Origin of the sequence: Taibaiella lutea (assembly GCF_008629695.1) — a bacterium.
Taxonomy (GTDB): Bacteria; Bacteroidota; Bacteroidia; order Chitinophagales; family Chitinophagaceae; genus Taibaiella; species Taibaiella lutea.
In genome coordinates this window covers 915297-931285 of sequence record NZ_VWSH01000001.1, presented here as the reverse complement: position 1 = coordinate 931285, position 15989 = coordinate 915297, and the positions used below count along the sequence as shown (strand labels likewise).

General features: G+C 36.8%; 19 protein-coding genes. 8 read left to right on the top strand and 11 right to left on the bottom strand.

Features of this window, described 5'->3' with window-relative positions:
• The first annotated feature begins 97 nt into the window (after positions 1-97).
• The 8 genes from tamL (at position 98) to F0919_RS03915 (ending at position 9068) form a co-directional block, all read left to right on the top strand.
• The gene (tamL, locus tag F0919_RS03950; RefSeq protein ID WP_150031410.1) at positions 98-2518 is read left to right on the top strand and encodes a translocation and assembly module lipoprotein TamL; all 2421 of its coding nucleotides are present in this window, start codon (positions 98-100) and stop codon (positions 2516-2518) included.
• A gap of 529 nt (positions 2519-3047) precedes the next feature.
• Positions 3048-3947, top strand: a complete 900-nt coding sequence (locus F0919_RS03945; RefSeq protein ID WP_150031409.1) for a hypothetical protein — start codon at positions 3048-3050, stop codon at positions 3945-3947.
• 12 nt (positions 3948-3959) lie between these two features.
• Entirely contained in the window at positions 3960-5111 is a 1152-nt protein-coding gene (locus F0919_RS03940; RefSeq protein ID WP_150031408.1) for a beta-ketoacyl-ACP synthase III, read from the top strand.
• A gap of 10 nt (positions 5112-5121) precedes the next feature.
• The gene (locus F0919_RS03935) at positions 5122-5529 is read left to right on the top strand and encodes a hypothetical protein (protein WP_150031407.1); all 408 of its coding nucleotides are present in this window, start codon (positions 5122-5124) and stop codon (positions 5527-5529) included.
• On the top strand, positions 5519-6535 hold the full coding sequence (locus F0919_RS03930) for a BtrH N-terminal domain-containing protein (RefSeq protein ID WP_150031406.1): 1017 nt from the start codon (positions 5519-5521) through the stop codon (positions 6533-6535). The genes F0919_RS03935 and F0919_RS03930 overlap by 11 nt, the downstream gene beginning before the upstream one ends.
• A 38-nt stretch (positions 6536-6573) precedes the next feature.
• Positions 6574-6837: a phosphopantetheine-binding protein gene (locus tag F0919_RS03925; protein ID WP_150031405.1), complete on the top strand. Its 264-nt coding sequence runs from the start codon at positions 6574-6576 to the stop codon at positions 6835-6837.
• A 3-nt stretch (positions 6838-6840) separates the two neighbouring features.
• Complete coding sequence (locus tag F0919_RS03920) at positions 6841-8028, top strand: beta-ketoacyl-[acyl-carrier-protein] synthase family protein (RefSeq protein ID WP_150031404.1); 1188 nt, start codon at positions 6841-6843, stop codon at positions 8026-8028.
• 5 nt (positions 8029-8033) lie between these two features.
• On the top strand, positions 8034-9068 hold the full coding sequence (locus F0919_RS03915) for a beta-ketoacyl synthase chain length factor (RefSeq protein ID WP_150031403.1): 1035 nt from the start codon (positions 8034-8036) through the stop codon (positions 9066-9068).
• Here F0919_RS03915 and F0919_RS03910 read toward each other — a convergent pair.
• The 11 genes from F0919_RS03910 to F0919_RS03860 all read right to left on the bottom strand — a co-directional run bounded on the left by F0919_RS03910 (position 9065) and on the right by F0919_RS03860 (position 15933).
• Positions 9065-9421, bottom strand: a complete 357-nt coding sequence (locus F0919_RS03910) for a hypothetical protein (RefSeq protein WP_150031402.1) — start codon at positions 9419-9421, stop codon at positions 9065-9067. The genes F0919_RS03915 and F0919_RS03910 overlap by 4 nt on opposite strands.
• 54 nt (positions 9422-9475) lie before the next feature.
• The gene (locus F0919_RS03905) at positions 9476-9718 is read right to left on the bottom strand and encodes a hypothetical protein (RefSeq protein ID WP_150031401.1); all 243 of its coding nucleotides are present in this window, start codon (positions 9716-9718) and stop codon (positions 9476-9478) included.
• A gap of 237 nt (positions 9719-9955) precedes the next feature.
• Positions 9956-10453, bottom strand: a complete 498-nt coding sequence (locus F0919_RS03900; RefSeq protein ID WP_150031400.1) for a hypothetical protein — start codon at positions 10451-10453, stop codon at positions 9956-9958.
• A 173-nt stretch (positions 10454-10626) separates the two neighbouring features.
• Entirely contained in the window at positions 10627-11154 is a 528-nt protein-coding gene (locus F0919_RS03895) for a hypothetical protein (protein WP_150031399.1), read from the bottom strand.
• A gap of 617 nt (positions 11155-11771) precedes the next feature.
• On the bottom strand, positions 11772-12356 hold the full coding sequence (locus F0919_RS03890; RefSeq protein ID WP_150031398.1) for a hypothetical protein: 585 nt from the start codon (positions 12354-12356) through the stop codon (positions 11772-11774).
• 209 nt (positions 12357-12565) lie between these two features.
• Complete coding sequence (locus F0919_RS03885) at positions 12566-13054, bottom strand: hypothetical protein (protein ID WP_150031397.1); 489 nt, start codon at positions 13052-13054, stop codon at positions 12566-12568.
• 300 nt (positions 13055-13354) lie between these two features.
• The gene (locus F0919_RS03880) at positions 13355-13969 is read right to left on the bottom strand and encodes a hypothetical protein (protein WP_150031396.1); all 615 of its coding nucleotides are present in this window, start codon (positions 13967-13969) and stop codon (positions 13355-13357) included.
• A gap of 95 nt (positions 13970-14064) precedes the next feature.
• The gene (locus F0919_RS03875) at positions 14065-14421 is read right to left on the bottom strand and encodes a hypothetical protein (RefSeq protein WP_150031395.1); all 357 of its coding nucleotides are present in this window, start codon (positions 14419-14421) and stop codon (positions 14065-14067) included.
• Between the two features lie 14 nt (positions 14422-14435).
• Complete coding sequence (locus F0919_RS18805; RefSeq protein WP_150032097.1) at positions 14436-14684, bottom strand: IS1 family transposase; 249 nt, start codon at positions 14682-14684, stop codon at positions 14436-14438.
• Between the two features lie 216 nt (positions 14685-14900).
• On the bottom strand, positions 14901-15299 hold the full coding sequence (locus tag F0919_RS03865) for a hypothetical protein (RefSeq protein WP_150031394.1): 399 nt from the start codon (positions 15297-15299) through the stop codon (positions 14901-14903).
• A gap of 379 nt (positions 15300-15678) precedes the next feature.
• A complete protein-coding gene (locus F0919_RS03860; protein WP_150031393.1) occupies positions 15679-15933 on the bottom strand; it encodes a hypothetical protein in 255 nt (84 codons plus the stop codon).
• Positions 15934-15989: the final 56 nt, after the last annotated feature.

Below are 15989 nucleotides of genomic sequence, written 5' to 3'. Positions count from 1 at the left end.
TCCTGCTGAGGGAATGAAAAACGGATTGTAAACTTAGAAAAGCGAAATTAACCAAACCCCTTGTCATTTTTTAAATTGCTTTCGGATATATTTGTACATGCGCCAACAGCCGATACTTCTTATTGTTATTTTCTTACTATCGGGGCTTGGGCTTTTGTCCGGTTGTTCTTCCACCAAACATGTCAATGATGGGGAGTATCTATTAAGAAAAGCAAATATCAAGCTTACCACCGATCGCACGCTTGCAGATAAAAGTGCCCTGAGCGATCAGCTTTATAACCTGATGCCGCAACAGCCCAATAATTATTTTCTCGGAAGATTCCCTATTAAGCTGTGGCTTTATAATATGCGTTACAAAAAATACGCATCAGATACCACCAATTTTCAGTTGAAAAATAAAGTAGTGGAAAAACCGGTAATACTGGATACCATGATGGTGGTGAGGGCAAGAAAAAATATGTCCGACTTCCTGCGCAATTCCGGTTATTTCTATGCCGAGGTTTCCGACACCATTAAACTGAAAGGCAAGAAAGCTTATGTAACCTATAAAGTAAATACCGGAACCGAATATCTGATAGACGATGTGAATTTCGATATTGAAGATGCAGGTATGGCGCCATTGGCGGCCAAATTGCGCGAAGAAACTTTGTTTGGTAAAGGAAAACCATATAGCAACACCCTTGCCGGTACAGAACGCAGCCGTTTGGTAAATGAAATCAGGAATTATGGTTATTACCGTTTCAGCTCCGATAATATAGATTTTGAGCTCGACACTTTGGATAAATCCTATTTCCGTAATCTTGAGAATCCCTTTGAAAGCGCTGTTAACTTCATTACCCTCAACAGGACAAAGAAAAAGCCTACGCTGAACGTAAAGATTATTATTCATCCCGGCGAAGACAGCATGGCATTTCAGAAATATACTTTCAATAAAGTAATGGTCATTCCTGATTTTGTAGATACGGGCGATTTGAGCGATCCTCACATGACGCAGACAGATGTAAACGGACTTGTATTCCGTTATAAAGATCTTTACGTCAATACCTCTATTCTGGATAAAAAAATATTTATACGTCCCGGAAAACTTTATTCCCAGTCAGATTATAACCAAACCCTACGCCAATTGAACGATTTGGGCGTATTTCAGTTTGTGAGGCTCTATATTTTTGCCAACAGGCAGGATAGCATTAACCATACCCTGAACTGTTATATTTTCATGAATAAAAGTGATAAATATAATTTTGGTACAAATGTGGAAGTTTCCGGCGGTGACTTATATACCATAGGTACCTCCGCCAATGTTTCGGTTACGGACAAGAATTTTCTGAAAGGCGCCAATGAGCTCACCACCACCGTTTCTTATGGACTGGAACTTGGACAGAATAAGAATTTACAGGTACCTTATCTGAAACAGTTTTATCTTTTTTCCCAAAACCTCGGCCTTAATTTCAGGCTTTCTTTTCCTAAATTCCTATTACCCGTCAATCAAAGCAAATTCAGTCAGAATGCCCTGCCGCGGACAGTTTTCAACTTTGGTATCAACTCATTAGACCGTTATAATAATTTTAAGCTGACGAGTGTCAATGCAAGTTTTGGTTATATCTGGAGAGAAAGCAGTACCAAATCATGGGGCGTAAAACCCATTTTTGTAAACACACAACACCTGCGGGAAATCTCACCCGATTTCCAGGAAAAACTGGACAGTATTCCTGCTATCAGAAATAGTTACCAGGAAACATTTATCGAGGGGGAATCCATTGAGTTTATGGTGAATACCGAAGGCGTAAACAGGCGTCATTATGCCTATATGAAATTAGGCCTGGAGGAAGCAGGAGCGGTAATGAGCGGCATAAAAGGCATTGCAGAGTTAGTGGGCAGCCCACTTGATTTTAACCATTCCCGCTATGTCCGTTTTGATTTTGACGCGAGACAATATCTCGTAAGGCGCAGCTCTATGTTGGCCACCCGCTTTTACGGTGGTATTGGTATTCCTTATGGCGGATCTACTGTTTTGCCTTATATCAAGCAATATTTTGTTGGTGGCGCTTACAGTATCAGGGGATGGCGGCCGCGTGTGTTAGGACCGGGAAGTTATTATGATTCTGCAAGGCAGCATTCTGCCGACAATCTTTTCATTGACCAGTCAGGAGATATAAAACTGGAATTCAATGCGGAATATCGTTTTGCCATGATAAAGCTGTTCTCCGGTGCCATAAGCCTGAACGGTGCTGTATTTACAGATATGGGTAATATCTGGCTTACAAAAAAAGATCCTACGCTGCCCGGTGCCAACTTTGAATTCGGCAATCTTTATCAGGACATTGCAATGAGCACAGGTGCAGGTGTGCGCCTGGATCTGGGAGGTTTCCTTGTATTCCGTTTAGACTGGGCTTTCCCTGTTAAAAAGCCATATGTTATGGAGAACAGCGGATGGGTAATCAAACAAATTAATTTTGCAGATCCTGATTGGCGCCGCGAAAACCTTAACCTGAACATTGCAATCGGTTATCCGTTTTAGAATTTCGGTAATTGACTATCCGCATGTAGGAAACATAATATTTAGATTATCCCGTAGGGATTTAATGCCGGTAGAATATATTATTCCGCTTTATCAAGACCCCATCGGGGTCATATTGCATCATTACAAATGGACAAAAACAAATGCGGCTATCTAATCTTGTCCCTACAGGACAAACCAATAATATGTAATCTACATGGCTACCAATATTAAATCCCTACGGGATAAATTCGGTTTATTGTTGCTGTTTTGTTTCCTACATGCGGATAGGCAGTTTTCGGTATTAGGAATAAGTAATGGTTGCTGCTATTGTGAACTAAAATATTCCTGATTCACGACAGGAACCTATGTTGCATGTGGGTTCATTTCAACATTTGGTATAGTTGTTGTTACCGCTGCATTATTTCAAGATCATTTCCATCAGGTTTAGTAACAGGAATCATTATATTGTGTTTCTTTTGTTCTCAGGTAAGCGTATTTAATTCGGAATCCGCATAACAATTATTGACTATTGCTATTCAAATAATAAATGAATAAAAAAATTTTAGCCATTTGCTATTCGCAGACGGGACAACTGGCAGACATCATTCAAAATCTTACTGCGCCAATGATTGCAGCGGGCGCTGATGTTGAAATATTAAGGGTTTATACTGAAGTGCCTTATCCTTTTCCCTGGACGGGTAAAAGTTTTTTTGCGCAAATGCCGGATTGCGTAGGAAGCGTGCCAACAAAGCTAAAGCCTATTCAACTGAAGCACGATGCTTACGATCTGGTGATATTCGGTTACCAGGCCTGGTTCCTTTCTCCAAGCATACCTTCCAATTCTATCCTGCAGGATCCTCAAATCAGGAACATCATTAAAAATACCCCGGTTGTAACGGTTACAGGCGCACGCAATATGTGGCTGAGCGCAATGGAACGTTTAAAAGTTACCTTAAGAGAAGCACAGGCAAATCTGGTAGGCAATATTGCTTTGGTAGATAAACACCCCAATTTTATCAGTTTTGTAACAATTTTTCATTGGATGTTTGCAGGTAAAAAAGACAGGCTCTGGAATATTTTTCCGGTACCCGGCGTAGCGGAAGAAGATATAAAGCATACCCGTGTTTTCGGAGAGATTATAATGCGTTATCTTTCATCTAATCAATGGAATAACCTGCAAAATGAACTTTTGGAAAACAAAGCGGTTGTAGTAAAATACAATCTGATGTTTATTGAATCCAAGGCGAGAAAAATATTCGCAATATGGGCAAAAATCATCTCTAAAAAGAAAAACAAAACGGCATGGCTGGTAGCATTCAAGTATTATCTTATAATTGCATTGTTCGTTGCAGCCCCCATAATATTGACATTAAATGCCATTCTTATAAAACCTTTTTCATCCAGACGAATTAAAAAGCAAAAAGAATATTACTCTGGCATAAAATAATTTTGACATCGCATGACACTAAAGCATGTTTACATTAACGACACTTCAGTTTTTTTTCCGAATGAACCGGTAGCCAATGATGAAATGGAAACATACCTGGGTTTTATAAATGGCACTCCGTCCAAATCAAAACCTGTTGTATTGAGAAACAATGGCATTAAAAGAAGATTTTACGCATTAACGAAAGATGGTAAACCTACCCATACCAATGCACAGATGACGGCGGAAGCTGTTAAGTTATTATTCAAAGATCAGCCTGAAAATATAAAATCCGTCGACCTGTTGTCCTGCGGTACTTCTTCGCCAGACCAGATGATGCCTTCACATGCCGTGATGACACATGGCTGGCTGCCCGAATCCAATGGCATAGAAGTGGTTTCGCCGTCAGGTGTTTGCTGCGCGGGAATGCATGCATTCAAATATGCCTATCTGGCCGTTAAAACAGGCGATGCAACAAAAGCTGTAGCCACAGGTTCGGAGCGTTTTTCCGCTTCTTTGATATCAGATGCTTTTGAAGATGAGGTGCAAAAACTGATTCAGCTGGAAGAGAACCCGATACTGAGTTTTGAAAAAGACTTTTTAAGATGGATGTTGTCTGATGGCGCTTCGGCATTCTTAATGAGCGATAAGAAAAATGAAACCGGTTTAAGCCTTCGTGTGGACTGGATTGATGGCGTTTCTTATGCCAACGAAGTAGAACCCTGCATGTATATGGGCAGCGAAAAATTGCCCGACGGAACTTTGAAAGGTTATCTTGATTTTACGCCGCAGGAAATAATGGAACGCTCCATACTCAGCATAAAGCAGGACGTGAATTTACTCAGTGCAAATATCATACGCCTGGGCGGTATTGGTTTGAAAGCCACACTGGACAAGCATGGCATCGATTCAGAAGAAATAGATTACTTTCTGCCGCACATGTCCAGCAATTTTTTCCGGGAAAAAATATTCAACGGCCTGATCGAAAACAACATGAATATACCTTACGAAAAGTGGTTCGTGAATTTAAGTCAGGTTGGAAATGTGGGCGCAGCTTCCTCCTATCTTATGGTGGATGAGTTGTTCCACAGCGGCAGACTGAAAGCCGGCGATAAACTGTTGTTATTGGTTCCGGAAAGCTCGCGCTTCTCTTATATGTACGCCCTGCTTACCGTTGTTGATTAAAAATACAGTCATGAAAAAAGAAGATATTCCGCAAGACGACGGCGCCTTAAACAAGCTTACCAAAGAAGTTTGTTATGTGGTGGACGGTTCGGGGAAATATGTTACCGGCCTCAGTTCCGGCTGGGAAGTGAAGAAGGAAGCATTGGATGTCGCATGGGAAGATATTGCAAACCGGATAAATGCGGCAAAGCAAAAAGTACTGAACCAGGAAGCAAGCCCGGTATTGTTTTTTATGGAATACAGGCTGATGGATATGGCGACAGTAGCGGCTTACACCGGATTCTGGCAATGGCAGGTAAAACGCCATATGAAACCGGCTGCCTTTCAAAAACTTTCGGAAAGTAAATTGAAGCGTTATGCCGAAGCATTCAATACTACTGTTGAAGATTTAAAAACAATGACTACGCATGAAGGCTAATTTTGAGCATTTACAATCGGCCCATTGCGAAAATGGCGTTACCACAAATTTATTGCGTAATGTCGGGGTAAGTAAAATTACAGAACCGCTTGCCTTTGGAATAGGCTCCGGCTTGTTTTTTATTTATATCCCTTTTCTTAAAGTTAACAATGGCCCCGCTATTGCCTTCAGGACACAACCCGGCCTGATTTTTAAGCGCACCTGTAAAGCGCTTGGCATTCCTGTAGTAAGGCGGAAATTCAGTTCAAAAGAAGAAGCGCAGCGCGTACTGGATGAATGCCTGCAATCGGGCAGGCCCGTCGGTTGCCAGGTAGGTGTTTATTATCTTACCTATTTTCCGAAGGAATATCGTTTCCATTTTAATGCGCATAACCTTATTATTTATGGCAAGGAAGATGATAATTACCTTATTAGCGACCCCGTAATGGAAACCGCTACCACCCTCAGCAGTTACGAGTTGGAACGCGTACGCTTTGCAAAAGGCGTGCTGGCACCTAAAGGACAGTTATATTATCCGAAAGAGAATCATCCGGTGACAGATGACCAAATTAAGCACGCTATTAAAAACGGCATTAAAAGAAACATACGCGATATGTTACACATTCCCGGGCCTATTGCCGGAGTGAGTGGCATACGTTTTACGGGCAAGCGCATTAAGAATTGGCGAAATAAACTGGGCTTGCATGAAGCAGGCTTGTACCTGGCTCAGCTGGTGCGCATGCAGGAAGAAATCGGGACAGGCGGCGGCGGTTTTCGCTATATTTACGGTGCTTTTTTACAGGAAGCTTATGCTTATCATAAAGATGAAAAATTACTGGAAATAGCACAGTCATTTACAAAATCGGGTGATATGTGGCGCAATGCGGCGGTTCAGTCTGCCGGTATTTACAAAGGCAGGCTCAGCACCCAGGAAGATTTTAATTTATTAGGCGATACCCTCATTGAAATTGCTGAAGTAGAAAAACAGGCCTTTCAGGCTTTGTCAAAAATAAAGTGGCATAATTGATTTAGTAGCATATTTTTTAAAGTACAATAACCATATCAATGGAAAGAGATGATTTGAAATTGCAGATAAAAGAGAATATCATTAAATACCTGAATCTCCTGGATACCAAACCTGAAGACATCAAAGATGACGAGCCTTTGTTCGGAGAAGGCCTCGGATTGGATTCTATTGATTCTTTTGAATTGATAGTAATGCTGCACAGGGTATACGGCATAGAAATCAAAGACCCGAAAGATGGCCGCAAAGTATTGACAGATGTGAATACCATGGCCGATTACATTGAACAACATAAGACCGTTTAAAGCTTGGCAAGGATTTTTGTTACAGGAATGGGAGTAATAAGCGCTATAGGAAATTCTGTAGCCGAAAACCTTGTATCCCTCCGCGAAGGGAAATGCGGCATAGGTACATCTTCTTTTCTCGATTCTAAATATGCTTCCACACTGCCTTTCGGCGAAGTTAAATGGAGCAGCGAAGCCTTAAAAAGCGAACTCGATATTCATACAAAAGGTATTACCAGAACAAGCCTTCTGGCATTACATGCCTGTAACGAAGCTATAAAGGATGCGGAATGGAGTAGGGAGGAACTGTCCTCCTCCGATACGGCATTGATTGGGGGAACTACGGTAGGAGGCATGTGCCTGACCGATGAATTATACCATGATTCCAAAGCCGGGGAAAACGGTTCTGAATACCTGACTTCTTATGATTGTGCCTCCGTCAATATTTTTTTGCAACAGCATTATAAGATGAATGGCATTGCCAATACCATAAATACGGCCTGCTCTTCCGCTGCCAATGCCATTATGTATGGCGCCAGGCTCATGCAGCATGGCTTTGCGAAACGCGCTATAGTAGGCGGTTTCGATAGCCTCGCCAAGTTTACCGTCAATGGATTCAATGCATTGCATATTCTGTCTGATAAACTTTGCAAACCCTTTGACCAGAAGCGTAAAGGATTGAATTTAGGGGAAGGCGCGGCTTTTTTGATTTTAGAAAAGGAAGAGGATTTAAATGGTAAAAAGGTGTACGCAGAGCTGACAGGTTTTGCAAATTCAAACGATGCCTTTCATCCTTCTTCTTTGTCCGACGAAGGAGATGGTCCTTATATCGCTATGAAAAAGGCATTAGGTATTGCAGGACTTCAGTCAAAAGATATCAGCTTTATCAATGTACATGGCACAGGAACGGAGAATAATGACTTGTGCGAAAGCAAAGCCATCTTACGCTTGTTTGAAAATATTCCGCCCTTCACTTCTACAAAATCCAATATCGGGCATACACTTGGCGCTGCGGGTGCCATAGAAGCTGTTTACAGCATCCTGAATATTGAACAGCAGGAAGTTTTTCCGCACCTGAATTTTGAAAATGGAATAACAGAAACAAACCTTATACCATTACAAAACAGACAGCAAATGAATGTCCGGCATGTAATGTCAAACTCATTCGGCTTTGGCGGTAATTGTTCTTCTCTGATATTTTCCAAATACTGATCCCTATGTTTTATATCTATCAGCATAGCTGCATTTCGCCGCAACAGACCTTTCAGGATATTGATTTGAATATACTGAACGATGCGGAAGAAGGCAAATTGAAAGTGGTGGAAACACGTTACGAAGGCATTGCCCCTGCTTTGCTGCGCAGAATGGGTAAAGCGGTAAGGATTGGTGTGGGCGCAGGTTTGCCCCTTGTTAAAGAAAATCCGGATGGCATTATTATCGGAACGGCAAACGGCGGCATGGAAGACTGTATCAAATTCCTCGATCAGATAGTGGAATACAATGAAGGCATGCTCACGCCCGGTAATTTTGTTCAGAGCACCAATAACGCCGTTGCCGGACAGCTGGGTATGATGAGCCGGAACACCGGTTATAATACCACCCATGTGCATCGTGCGGCTGCATTTGAAAATGCAATAATGGATGTGGATATGCTTTTGAAAGAAAATCCTTCCAACCGTTATTTACTGGGCGCAGTAGATGAAATTTCAAGCGCAAATTACAATATTGAAATCCTGGATGGAAGCTATAAGAAAGAGCCTGTTTCAAATAAAGCCCTCTATGATTCAGCTACAGCAGGGAGCATTGCAGGAGAAGGTGCCGTCATGTTTCTGGCAGGCATATCCCCGCAAAATGCTGTTGCCCGTCTTGATGCCACTCAATTTTTTCAGGCCGCTGATATAAATATTGTTATAGATCGCCTGCGCCATTTTTTAGAAAGGCATTTGCAACCCGGTGAAAACATTGATGTGCTATTAAGCGGAGAAAACGGTGATATACGTTTACAGCCATTTTATGATGCCGTTGAAAATGAATTGCCTCAGCATATATCTGTAGCAAGGTTCAAGCACATGAGCGGCGAATATCCCACCGCTGTTGCCTTTGCATGCTGGCTGTCGGCTTATATATTACAGCAACAATCAATTCCGCAACATGCAATTAAGAAAAATGCTTCTTCTGAAACAGTTAAGAAAATCCTGATTTATAACAATTATAAAGGCTTGCAACATAGCTTTATATTAATGAGTCGCTAAGGGATTTCAGGATAAAATTCCACACCCTTGGGAAATCCGTAAAAGTTATATGACACTTTTGCCGTTATTCTTTTTTCATCTCCGGTATTAGTCAAATAAAATACAAAGTAATATTTCTTTTTGTTGAACCTTGTATCATAAAAGGGATTTATAATTATTTCGTTATTAAAATCACCTTTATCTCTTGGAATCGAAAACGGAACAGGCCTGATATATGAAAACGAAACTTTCTTGTTTTCAAAATAAGGGACAATAAATCTTTTTGTTATTAATTTCAGGTGCCAGTTTGGAAGAATAAATCCTGCTACGAAAATCCACACAATTGACAAAATCAGTACCAATATAAATGCCATTAAAGATGGAGTTTAAATTTATTACAAACATTTTTCAACAGTGATGCCAATATATTATCTAACCTCCTTACCATCCATTTTCGGATAAAAGGAAACAGGTAGTGAGCCCTTCCTATAAATAGTATGTTTTAGACTTCCCGCAGGTTTGGATAAACTATCGCCTATTTGAATATAATCCCAGGCATCGTAAGCATAGATCGGGCAGACATTTCCTACCATCAAGCTAACCTTTGGAGTCATTCTGTCATTTGAATCCAGAAATTTTTCGTAAACAATACCTTCGAAACTCAAAGGCATTATTTTTTCCTTTAAGACATCCTGATTTGTTTCACAACTATAGAAAAGTATAGAAAAAATTAAAATTGCAAAACAGTATTTCATCTAATGAAAATATAATTATTAGCTAAATGTCAATCATGTCAGTATAGCATTGTCCGATTTCTTGTCCGTCAGTTTTTGAATAAGAATAAACAGATGATAAGCCTTTTCAGTATGATAAATTTAAATTCCAAATGCTTTAAGTAAAGAAATGCCTTACAGCCTTGGGCGTATCGCGCTTATAAAAACATTCAGATTATTAATCAATTTCTCAATGTCCTCTTTTCTGAACTTCTGATTTGTTTTTAATACAGATACAAATTTCTCTAAATACTTTACGGATGCGGATTGATCTCCGCACATATAGTATTTCCTATCGTTATTAACTTGCTCTTCATAAATGACACAAGAACCCGGATTAAAGCTTGATGATGTTACGTTCTTTACATTGTATTTATGCTCATTAAAATATTTCCGGATGAATAAATATACATCCTTATCTACTTTATTAATTGTTATCTCATTTATAATAACAGCTAAAGAATCATCATTATTATCATATTCGTAATCAGAAGGTACGATAACGACAGGAAGAATAAATGCATCACTTGGCCCGGCATGTACAATTTTTATCGGCGCTAAAAAACCTCCTTTTTGTGCAGAAGCAAAAGTGAAGGAAATGAGCAAGGCAATTAATAGGAATGTATTTTTCATTTTGGTAAGAATTACTACTTCTATGAGAATAATTACTTCAGTACTTCTAATACCAATCATCAGGAATTAAAGTTAATTGTTCTTCAAGTGTCCAATTCAAAGGCTTTGCTTTATTAATGAACCAATTTGTTCTCTTGTCAGAACACGTTATAAATCAAATGTATTTGATTATATTATTTGGGCACATAATTAGTTATCCTTAATATACTCTCAAAGATCTCGAATAGATCTTTATTTTCACCTTTTTTAGTTATTGCTTTAATCTGTTTCTTAAGGTCGTTAATATATGGAACAATTTCTTCCTTGTCAATAAGGTAACATACTTGTTGCCCGCTATTACTCAAAACACGTATAATTACAGAATTTATATTTTTCGATTTAGATTTATCCGTGCTAACACAATGTTCTAAAATATATTTTCGCAAACAGGAATATGTCCTTTCATTAACTACGCTTGTTTTTAAAAACAAACCGTCAATTTTTAGAATATTTTGCATTTTAGTAACGGATGCTTTACTCTTTGCAATAATATTTTTATAATTTCTTACACTGAAGGCCTGCCCAATAAAAATACCTTCAGTATTATTGGTTTGAGCAAAACAATTGCTTAAACAAACTAAACACAACAAATTAAATAATATTGTTTTCATGTCTTTCTTATCTCTTACTAAGTATAAAATATCAATCAAAAAAGGAAGCATTCCGCTATTATTCAATCACCTCATTAAACTCATAAATGCGATAATTGTAAGAATAAAATATCCGATTCCAATAAGAGCCAACTGTCTATTTCTTCCGTTGTACTTTCGTTCATTGTAAGCTATTATCCTTTCACAATTTTTTCTTTTCAAAAAATAATGTCTACATATAAGATACCAGATTAAGAATGGAAAAGCTAATACCAATCTTACAAATAGGCCATTAGAAGTTAATAAACCTTTCGGAAAAGTGTATTTCAACAAAAATCCCAATATGATACTTGTGTTTAAAAAAAGTAACAACGAATATAAGAAAGAAGCCAGGTCCTCGTCTTTTACTCCTACTCTTTTCACCAATGCGAACATTCTATATAGGCAATAGTATAGGAATTCAAATGTATTTAATAGTCTTTTTCCCATGTTTCTTCAACTTTAAATTGCTCCTATCCTCTTACTAAAATATAAAATATTAATCAAAAAAGGAAGCATTCCACTATAATGGATATTGGTAATTAATTGCGACATCATTAAAAATAAAAAAAGACAGGAAATACCCTGTCTTTTTTTTTAAAGTCAACATTTTTCTTATTAATTGATTCAATCAAATTTTTTAATTCTGATTACTTCTTTAATAAAAAGAGATTTCGAAGTTCGCCCAAAGTGGAATAATTTTCTTTTACATAAGTTTTCAAATCAGTCCTTTCATTTCCGTTTACAATCCATATTTCATTTTCAGTCATAATGCAAATCCCATTAACGCCATATAAAGCTAAAAATATAACACTATCAATATTGTAGTACTTTTCTATATCAGTTAAAAAAGATTCTTTGACAGAGAGTGGCGGATACAAATTTATATCAGTTGAATCAATAGAATACGAAGCTAAAATTTTCAATCTTCCTTTATTGCCTATATTATATATTAAATAATCATTTGCCGACCTTATTTTGACATTCTTTACAAAATCATAGTTGAAAGACACGCTATCTTTGTTATCCACAATAACAGCTGCATTGAACACCCTAATCATTTTAGATTTGTAGGATAAATCTTGATAAAGGTATTTAAACATCGCATTTTCTTTATTTGATATCAATCTCTTTATTATTTCTGACTTTGTATTGCTATCAACAACAGAGGTCATTTCTTGTCCATAAAAAGAAACAGAAAATGACATCGATATCAATAAGAATATAATTTTCATACTATTGCGATTTTAATATAACTTAAAATGTAGTGCTTACTAAAGTATAAAACATTAATCAAAAAAGGAAGCATTCCACTATAATGGACAAAGTGAGAATTTCATTGCTATATCATTAAAAATAAAGAAGACAGGGATTATCCTGTCTTCTTTACATCAACACTTCTTGTTGATTAATTTTAAATCTAATGTTTTTCTTTGGGTCACTATTATCCACGACTGGGATAAATTACCACATTTAATTTACCTTCTTTAATTATGCCTATCTTTTGCATTTCTGCCCCTATAATTAGAATATTCTTATCGTATAGTTTTTGCTTTACAAGGGCTGTGTTTTCTCTGGAAATCATTTGAGCAGAAAGACATTGAATTAACGATATTGATTGCAAAGGTAAATTACAAATTAAAACTATTTCTGAATCTACGATTGCAAAATGATTCCAGGTTATACGTTCTAAATAATGTACATCGCTAAAGCTATTTATTTTGAATTCTATATATTCGGGCTTGTCATCAAGAATATCAAGGACGTAAACGCTATGTTTCCCATTATCCCTTTTTTCTAATTTCATTGTATCAATAAATGATTCCAATTCTTTTTTAATCATTTGACATGCATTATAATTCGCCTGTTGGGCATTACTATTAAATGCAAAAAGAAAAAGAATAATTACCAAAACTATATTTTTATATTTCATCTTTGTTTATTTAAGGTTTAGTTAGATCAAAAATTACGTTACCATACGGCGGTTGCGGGCTTTTGGCCGCTATTTCCAAACCAATTTATCGATTTCCTAAGATATCAACTATTAATCAAAAAAGGAAGCATTCCACTATAATGGAAGAAGTTGGCAATCAATTGCGATATAATTTAAAAAAAAGACAGGGGATTATCCTGTCTTCTTTACATCAACTTTTTCTTCCGTTGATTGATTTCAATATAAACGTCCGCTAATGGGCACCATCACTAACTCTGATATATTACCTGTGTCGAATATTTACAAGTTTGCATCAATAATCGGCTTGCCAACTTTTATTGTATCTAATATAAGAGAATCTATAATTTTATCGACCTTATTATTATCAGACAGGAGATTATATTCATCGAGGAAACCGGATATAGAATCAGGATTATCAAATAATCCATATCTGTTTAGCTTTGTATTATTAAGCAATGAAAGCATATTGTTTTCAAAAATGCCATGCCTGATAAGCGACCACCCTCCTAACAAAACAAGATCATAGCCCATCCAATAAATGGGAGGCGTTTCTTGTATTTTTGGTTTGATTACATTCAGAAATGAAGATTCTATCGCAATGATTTCATTATTTAATGCAACGGCATTATTGTGGTTTAACAAAACTTCAGCTGAGTTCAATGTGTTAGCCAAATTTAAGAATGAACCGTCATTTCCTGAATCTACAATTGATTTGTATTCATTTAGTGCATTATTGTCAAGTGTGCCCCCTTTAAATAAATAATTATCTATATCACCCCACATTAAGCGATCTATCCCGTGATAGTAGATAGTATTATTATAGGGTTTCAGGAAATTATTTTCATGTACTTCAACAGCATCTACTTTTCTGACAATTAAATATCCGGTAATCATTTTATGAATTTTATTAAGCTATTGCTAATCTACATCCAGACCTCCGGATTGTGTGGTCTTAATTCCATGATTAAGTATATTAAAATAACAATCGACTATTCTATTTTTTTAAAATCGTAAGAACTGAGGTATTTATATTTATTGTCGTTTTCTTTCCGATAAACAAAGTAGAGATAAGTACTATCCTCTTTTTTAATAGAATCACCTATAGCTATTTTTTCATCTAATGAAGATGATGGCCAAAAATATACTTTTAACCCATTATTAAGGTGGAACTCAATTGACCTGCCCTCATAAGAATTAGAACTTACAATTGCAGAGAAACTTTGATTATAGAATCTTTTTGCGTTTTCACTTTCATTGTCAATTGAAGTATAAATTTTTATTATTACGGCTATTATTGGTAACAATCCCAATATTTTTAATATTAAAGGTATTTTTTTAAAAGACATATTTATAATATTATTTACCTATTGGAATGGCTGCTGGAGTATATTGATTTTTGCCCACCTATCCAAAACCCGCCTCCCAAACCTATCCCAATAATTATTTGCTGATTAATATCGGGTTGACAGGCGATATAGAAATAAGTACCTAAGAACCTTTTATTGCAGGATTTACAAAGAAACCGTTGTTTCTTATCAGGTGTTTTGCCACTTTTGATAATATATGTCGATTGGCAATGAACACATTTTTGTTCAACGCCATATCTGATACATGAGGATACTTTATCTTCATTAGAGGTGTAAAATTATTACCTGAAAATATAAAAGGCAGATAATTATATCCACCTTTTATTTATAAAATCACTTTGGTTTCTATTGAAAACAAGCACTTTATGATACCCTTTTTAAGTAACGCCAATTCTGAAACATTACCCCCCCTTCGGGAGACGCTGCGGGGACGAAATTGCGGGGCGAAATTTTCCACTCTATCTAAGAGAATTTTTCATCAGATTTACAGAAATAATAAAATTAATAAAGCTAAGTATAGCAACACCCCACACTATTATGCCTCCAATTAAGTTCTTTCGCTTGGGCAGCTTCTCAAACTCCTCAAAATAGGGCTTCCATTTATTTGAAAAAGTAAAAAAGTATAAGGTAGAACCTAATGCTAAAGCAATAGGAATAAGACCTAACGGTTCTGTAATGGATAACTTTATTCTATAACCAAGCAAAATACTTAAATAAGAATATAAAGAAATTGCTGTCCATATTTTAAGCGCCATTACAACCACATCAGCCCTAAAGCCTACAGAAAACAAAGGATGGTCGTCTTTACTGAATGCCTTACATATCTTATAATACAAATAATAATATGCTTTTTTCATTTTCTTATTTATCAGCCTTTGGCATCGTTACACAAGTTAAAGTTTGGAACCACTTTTTTGGGTTTCGTTTATTATTATACTCTGATCCGTTGCTGCTCCTTGCCATCCCCCTGGATAAAAATGCATCTGGGTTTATTGCTAATATAGTTCCATGTCTTTTATTCTCTTACTAAAGTATCAACTATTAATCAAAAAAGAAAGCATTCCACTATAATGGACAAAGACAATAATTTTATTCTTTAAGTGAGTTATAAAAATAAAAGAAGACGAGGGATTATCCTGTCTTCTTTTACCTCAACTTTTTCTTCTTGTTAGCTGATTTTAAATCATCTGTTCTCTTTTGATTCGTCATCACTAACTCTGATATATTACCCCACTCCTAATACCAATCCTCAGGAATTAAAGTTAATTGTTCTTCAGGTGTCCAATTCAAAGGCTTTGCTTTATTAATGAACCAATTTGTTCCATTATCAAGCCATTTCTTACGGTAACTTCTGACAGACTCTAAAATGTAATCTTCATTTCCAAATTCAACGCCGCAACAAGGACAGATCTCGTATGTAGGAGATTTACCATCTTCTCCCCATGGAGCATCTTCAATATATAATCCGCAAACACGGCAATGATGTTCCATTCAAATAATTTTTATTGTCATAAGAAGTGTTAACGTGACATCCTATACTAAAGCTA

Excerpts from the sequence above, each read along its gene's own strand:
- tamL (WP_150031410.1), top strand. The coding sequence starts at position 98 with ATGCGCCAACAGCCGATACTTCTTATTGTTATTTTCTTACTATCGGGG.
- F0919_RS03945 (WP_150031409.1), top strand. The coding sequence starts at position 3,048 with ATGAATAAAAAAATTTTAGCCATTTGCTATTCGCAGACGGGACAACTG.
- F0919_RS03940 (WP_150031408.1), top strand. The coding sequence starts at position 3,960 with ATGACACTAAAGCATGTTTACATTAACGACACTTCAGTTTTTTTTCCG.
- F0919_RS03935 (WP_150031407.1), top strand. The coding sequence starts at position 5,122 with ATGAAAAAAGAAGATATTCCGCAAGACGACGGCGCCTTAAACAAGCTT.
- F0919_RS03930 (WP_150031406.1), top strand. The coding sequence starts at position 5,519 with ATGAAGGCTAATTTTGAGCATTTACAATCGGCCCATTGCGAAAATGGC.
- F0919_RS03925 (WP_150031405.1), top strand. The coding sequence starts at position 6,574 with ATGGAAAGAGATGATTTGAAATTGCAGATAAAAGAGAATATCATTAAA.
- F0919_RS03915 (WP_150031403.1), top strand. The coding sequence starts at position 8,034 with ATGTTTTATATCTATCAGCATAGCTGCATTTCGCCGCAACAGACCTTT.
- F0919_RS03910 (WP_150031402.1), bottom strand. The coding sequence starts at position 9,421 with ATGGCATTTATATTGGTACTGATTTTGTCAATTGTGTGGATTTTCGTA.
- F0919_RS03905 (WP_150031401.1), bottom strand. The coding sequence starts at position 9,718 with ATGCCTTTGAGTTTCGAAGGTATTGTTTACGAAAAATTTCTGGATTCA.
- F0919_RS03900 (WP_150031400.1), bottom strand. The coding sequence starts at position 10,453 with ATGAAAAATACATTCCTATTAATTGCCTTGCTCATTTCCTTCACTTTT.
- F0919_RS03895 (WP_150031399.1), bottom strand. The coding sequence starts at position 11,154 with ATGCTTCCTTTTTTGATTGATATTTTATACTTAGTAAGAGATAAGAAA.
- F0919_RS03890 (WP_150031398.1), bottom strand. The coding sequence starts at position 12,356 with ATGAAAATTATATTCTTATTGATATCGATGTCATTTTCTGTTTCTTTT.
- F0919_RS03885 (WP_150031397.1), bottom strand. The coding sequence starts at position 13,054 with ATGAAATATAAAAATATAGTTTTGGTAATTATTCTTTTTCTTTTTGCA.
- F0919_RS03880 (WP_150031396.1), bottom strand. The coding sequence starts at position 13,969 with ATGATTACCGGATATTTAATTGTCAGAAAAGTAGATGCTGTTGAAGTA.
- F0919_RS03875 (WP_150031395.1), bottom strand. The coding sequence starts at position 14,421 with ATGTCTTTTAAAAAAATACCTTTAATATTAAAAATATTGGGATTGTTA.
- F0919_RS03865 (WP_150031394.1), bottom strand. The coding sequence starts at position 15,299 with ATGAAAAAAGCATATTATTATTTGTATTATAAGATATGTAAGGCATTC.
- F0919_RS03860 (WP_150031393.1), bottom strand. The coding sequence starts at position 15,933 with ATGGAACATCATTGCCGTGTTTGCGGATTATATATTGAAGATGCTCCA.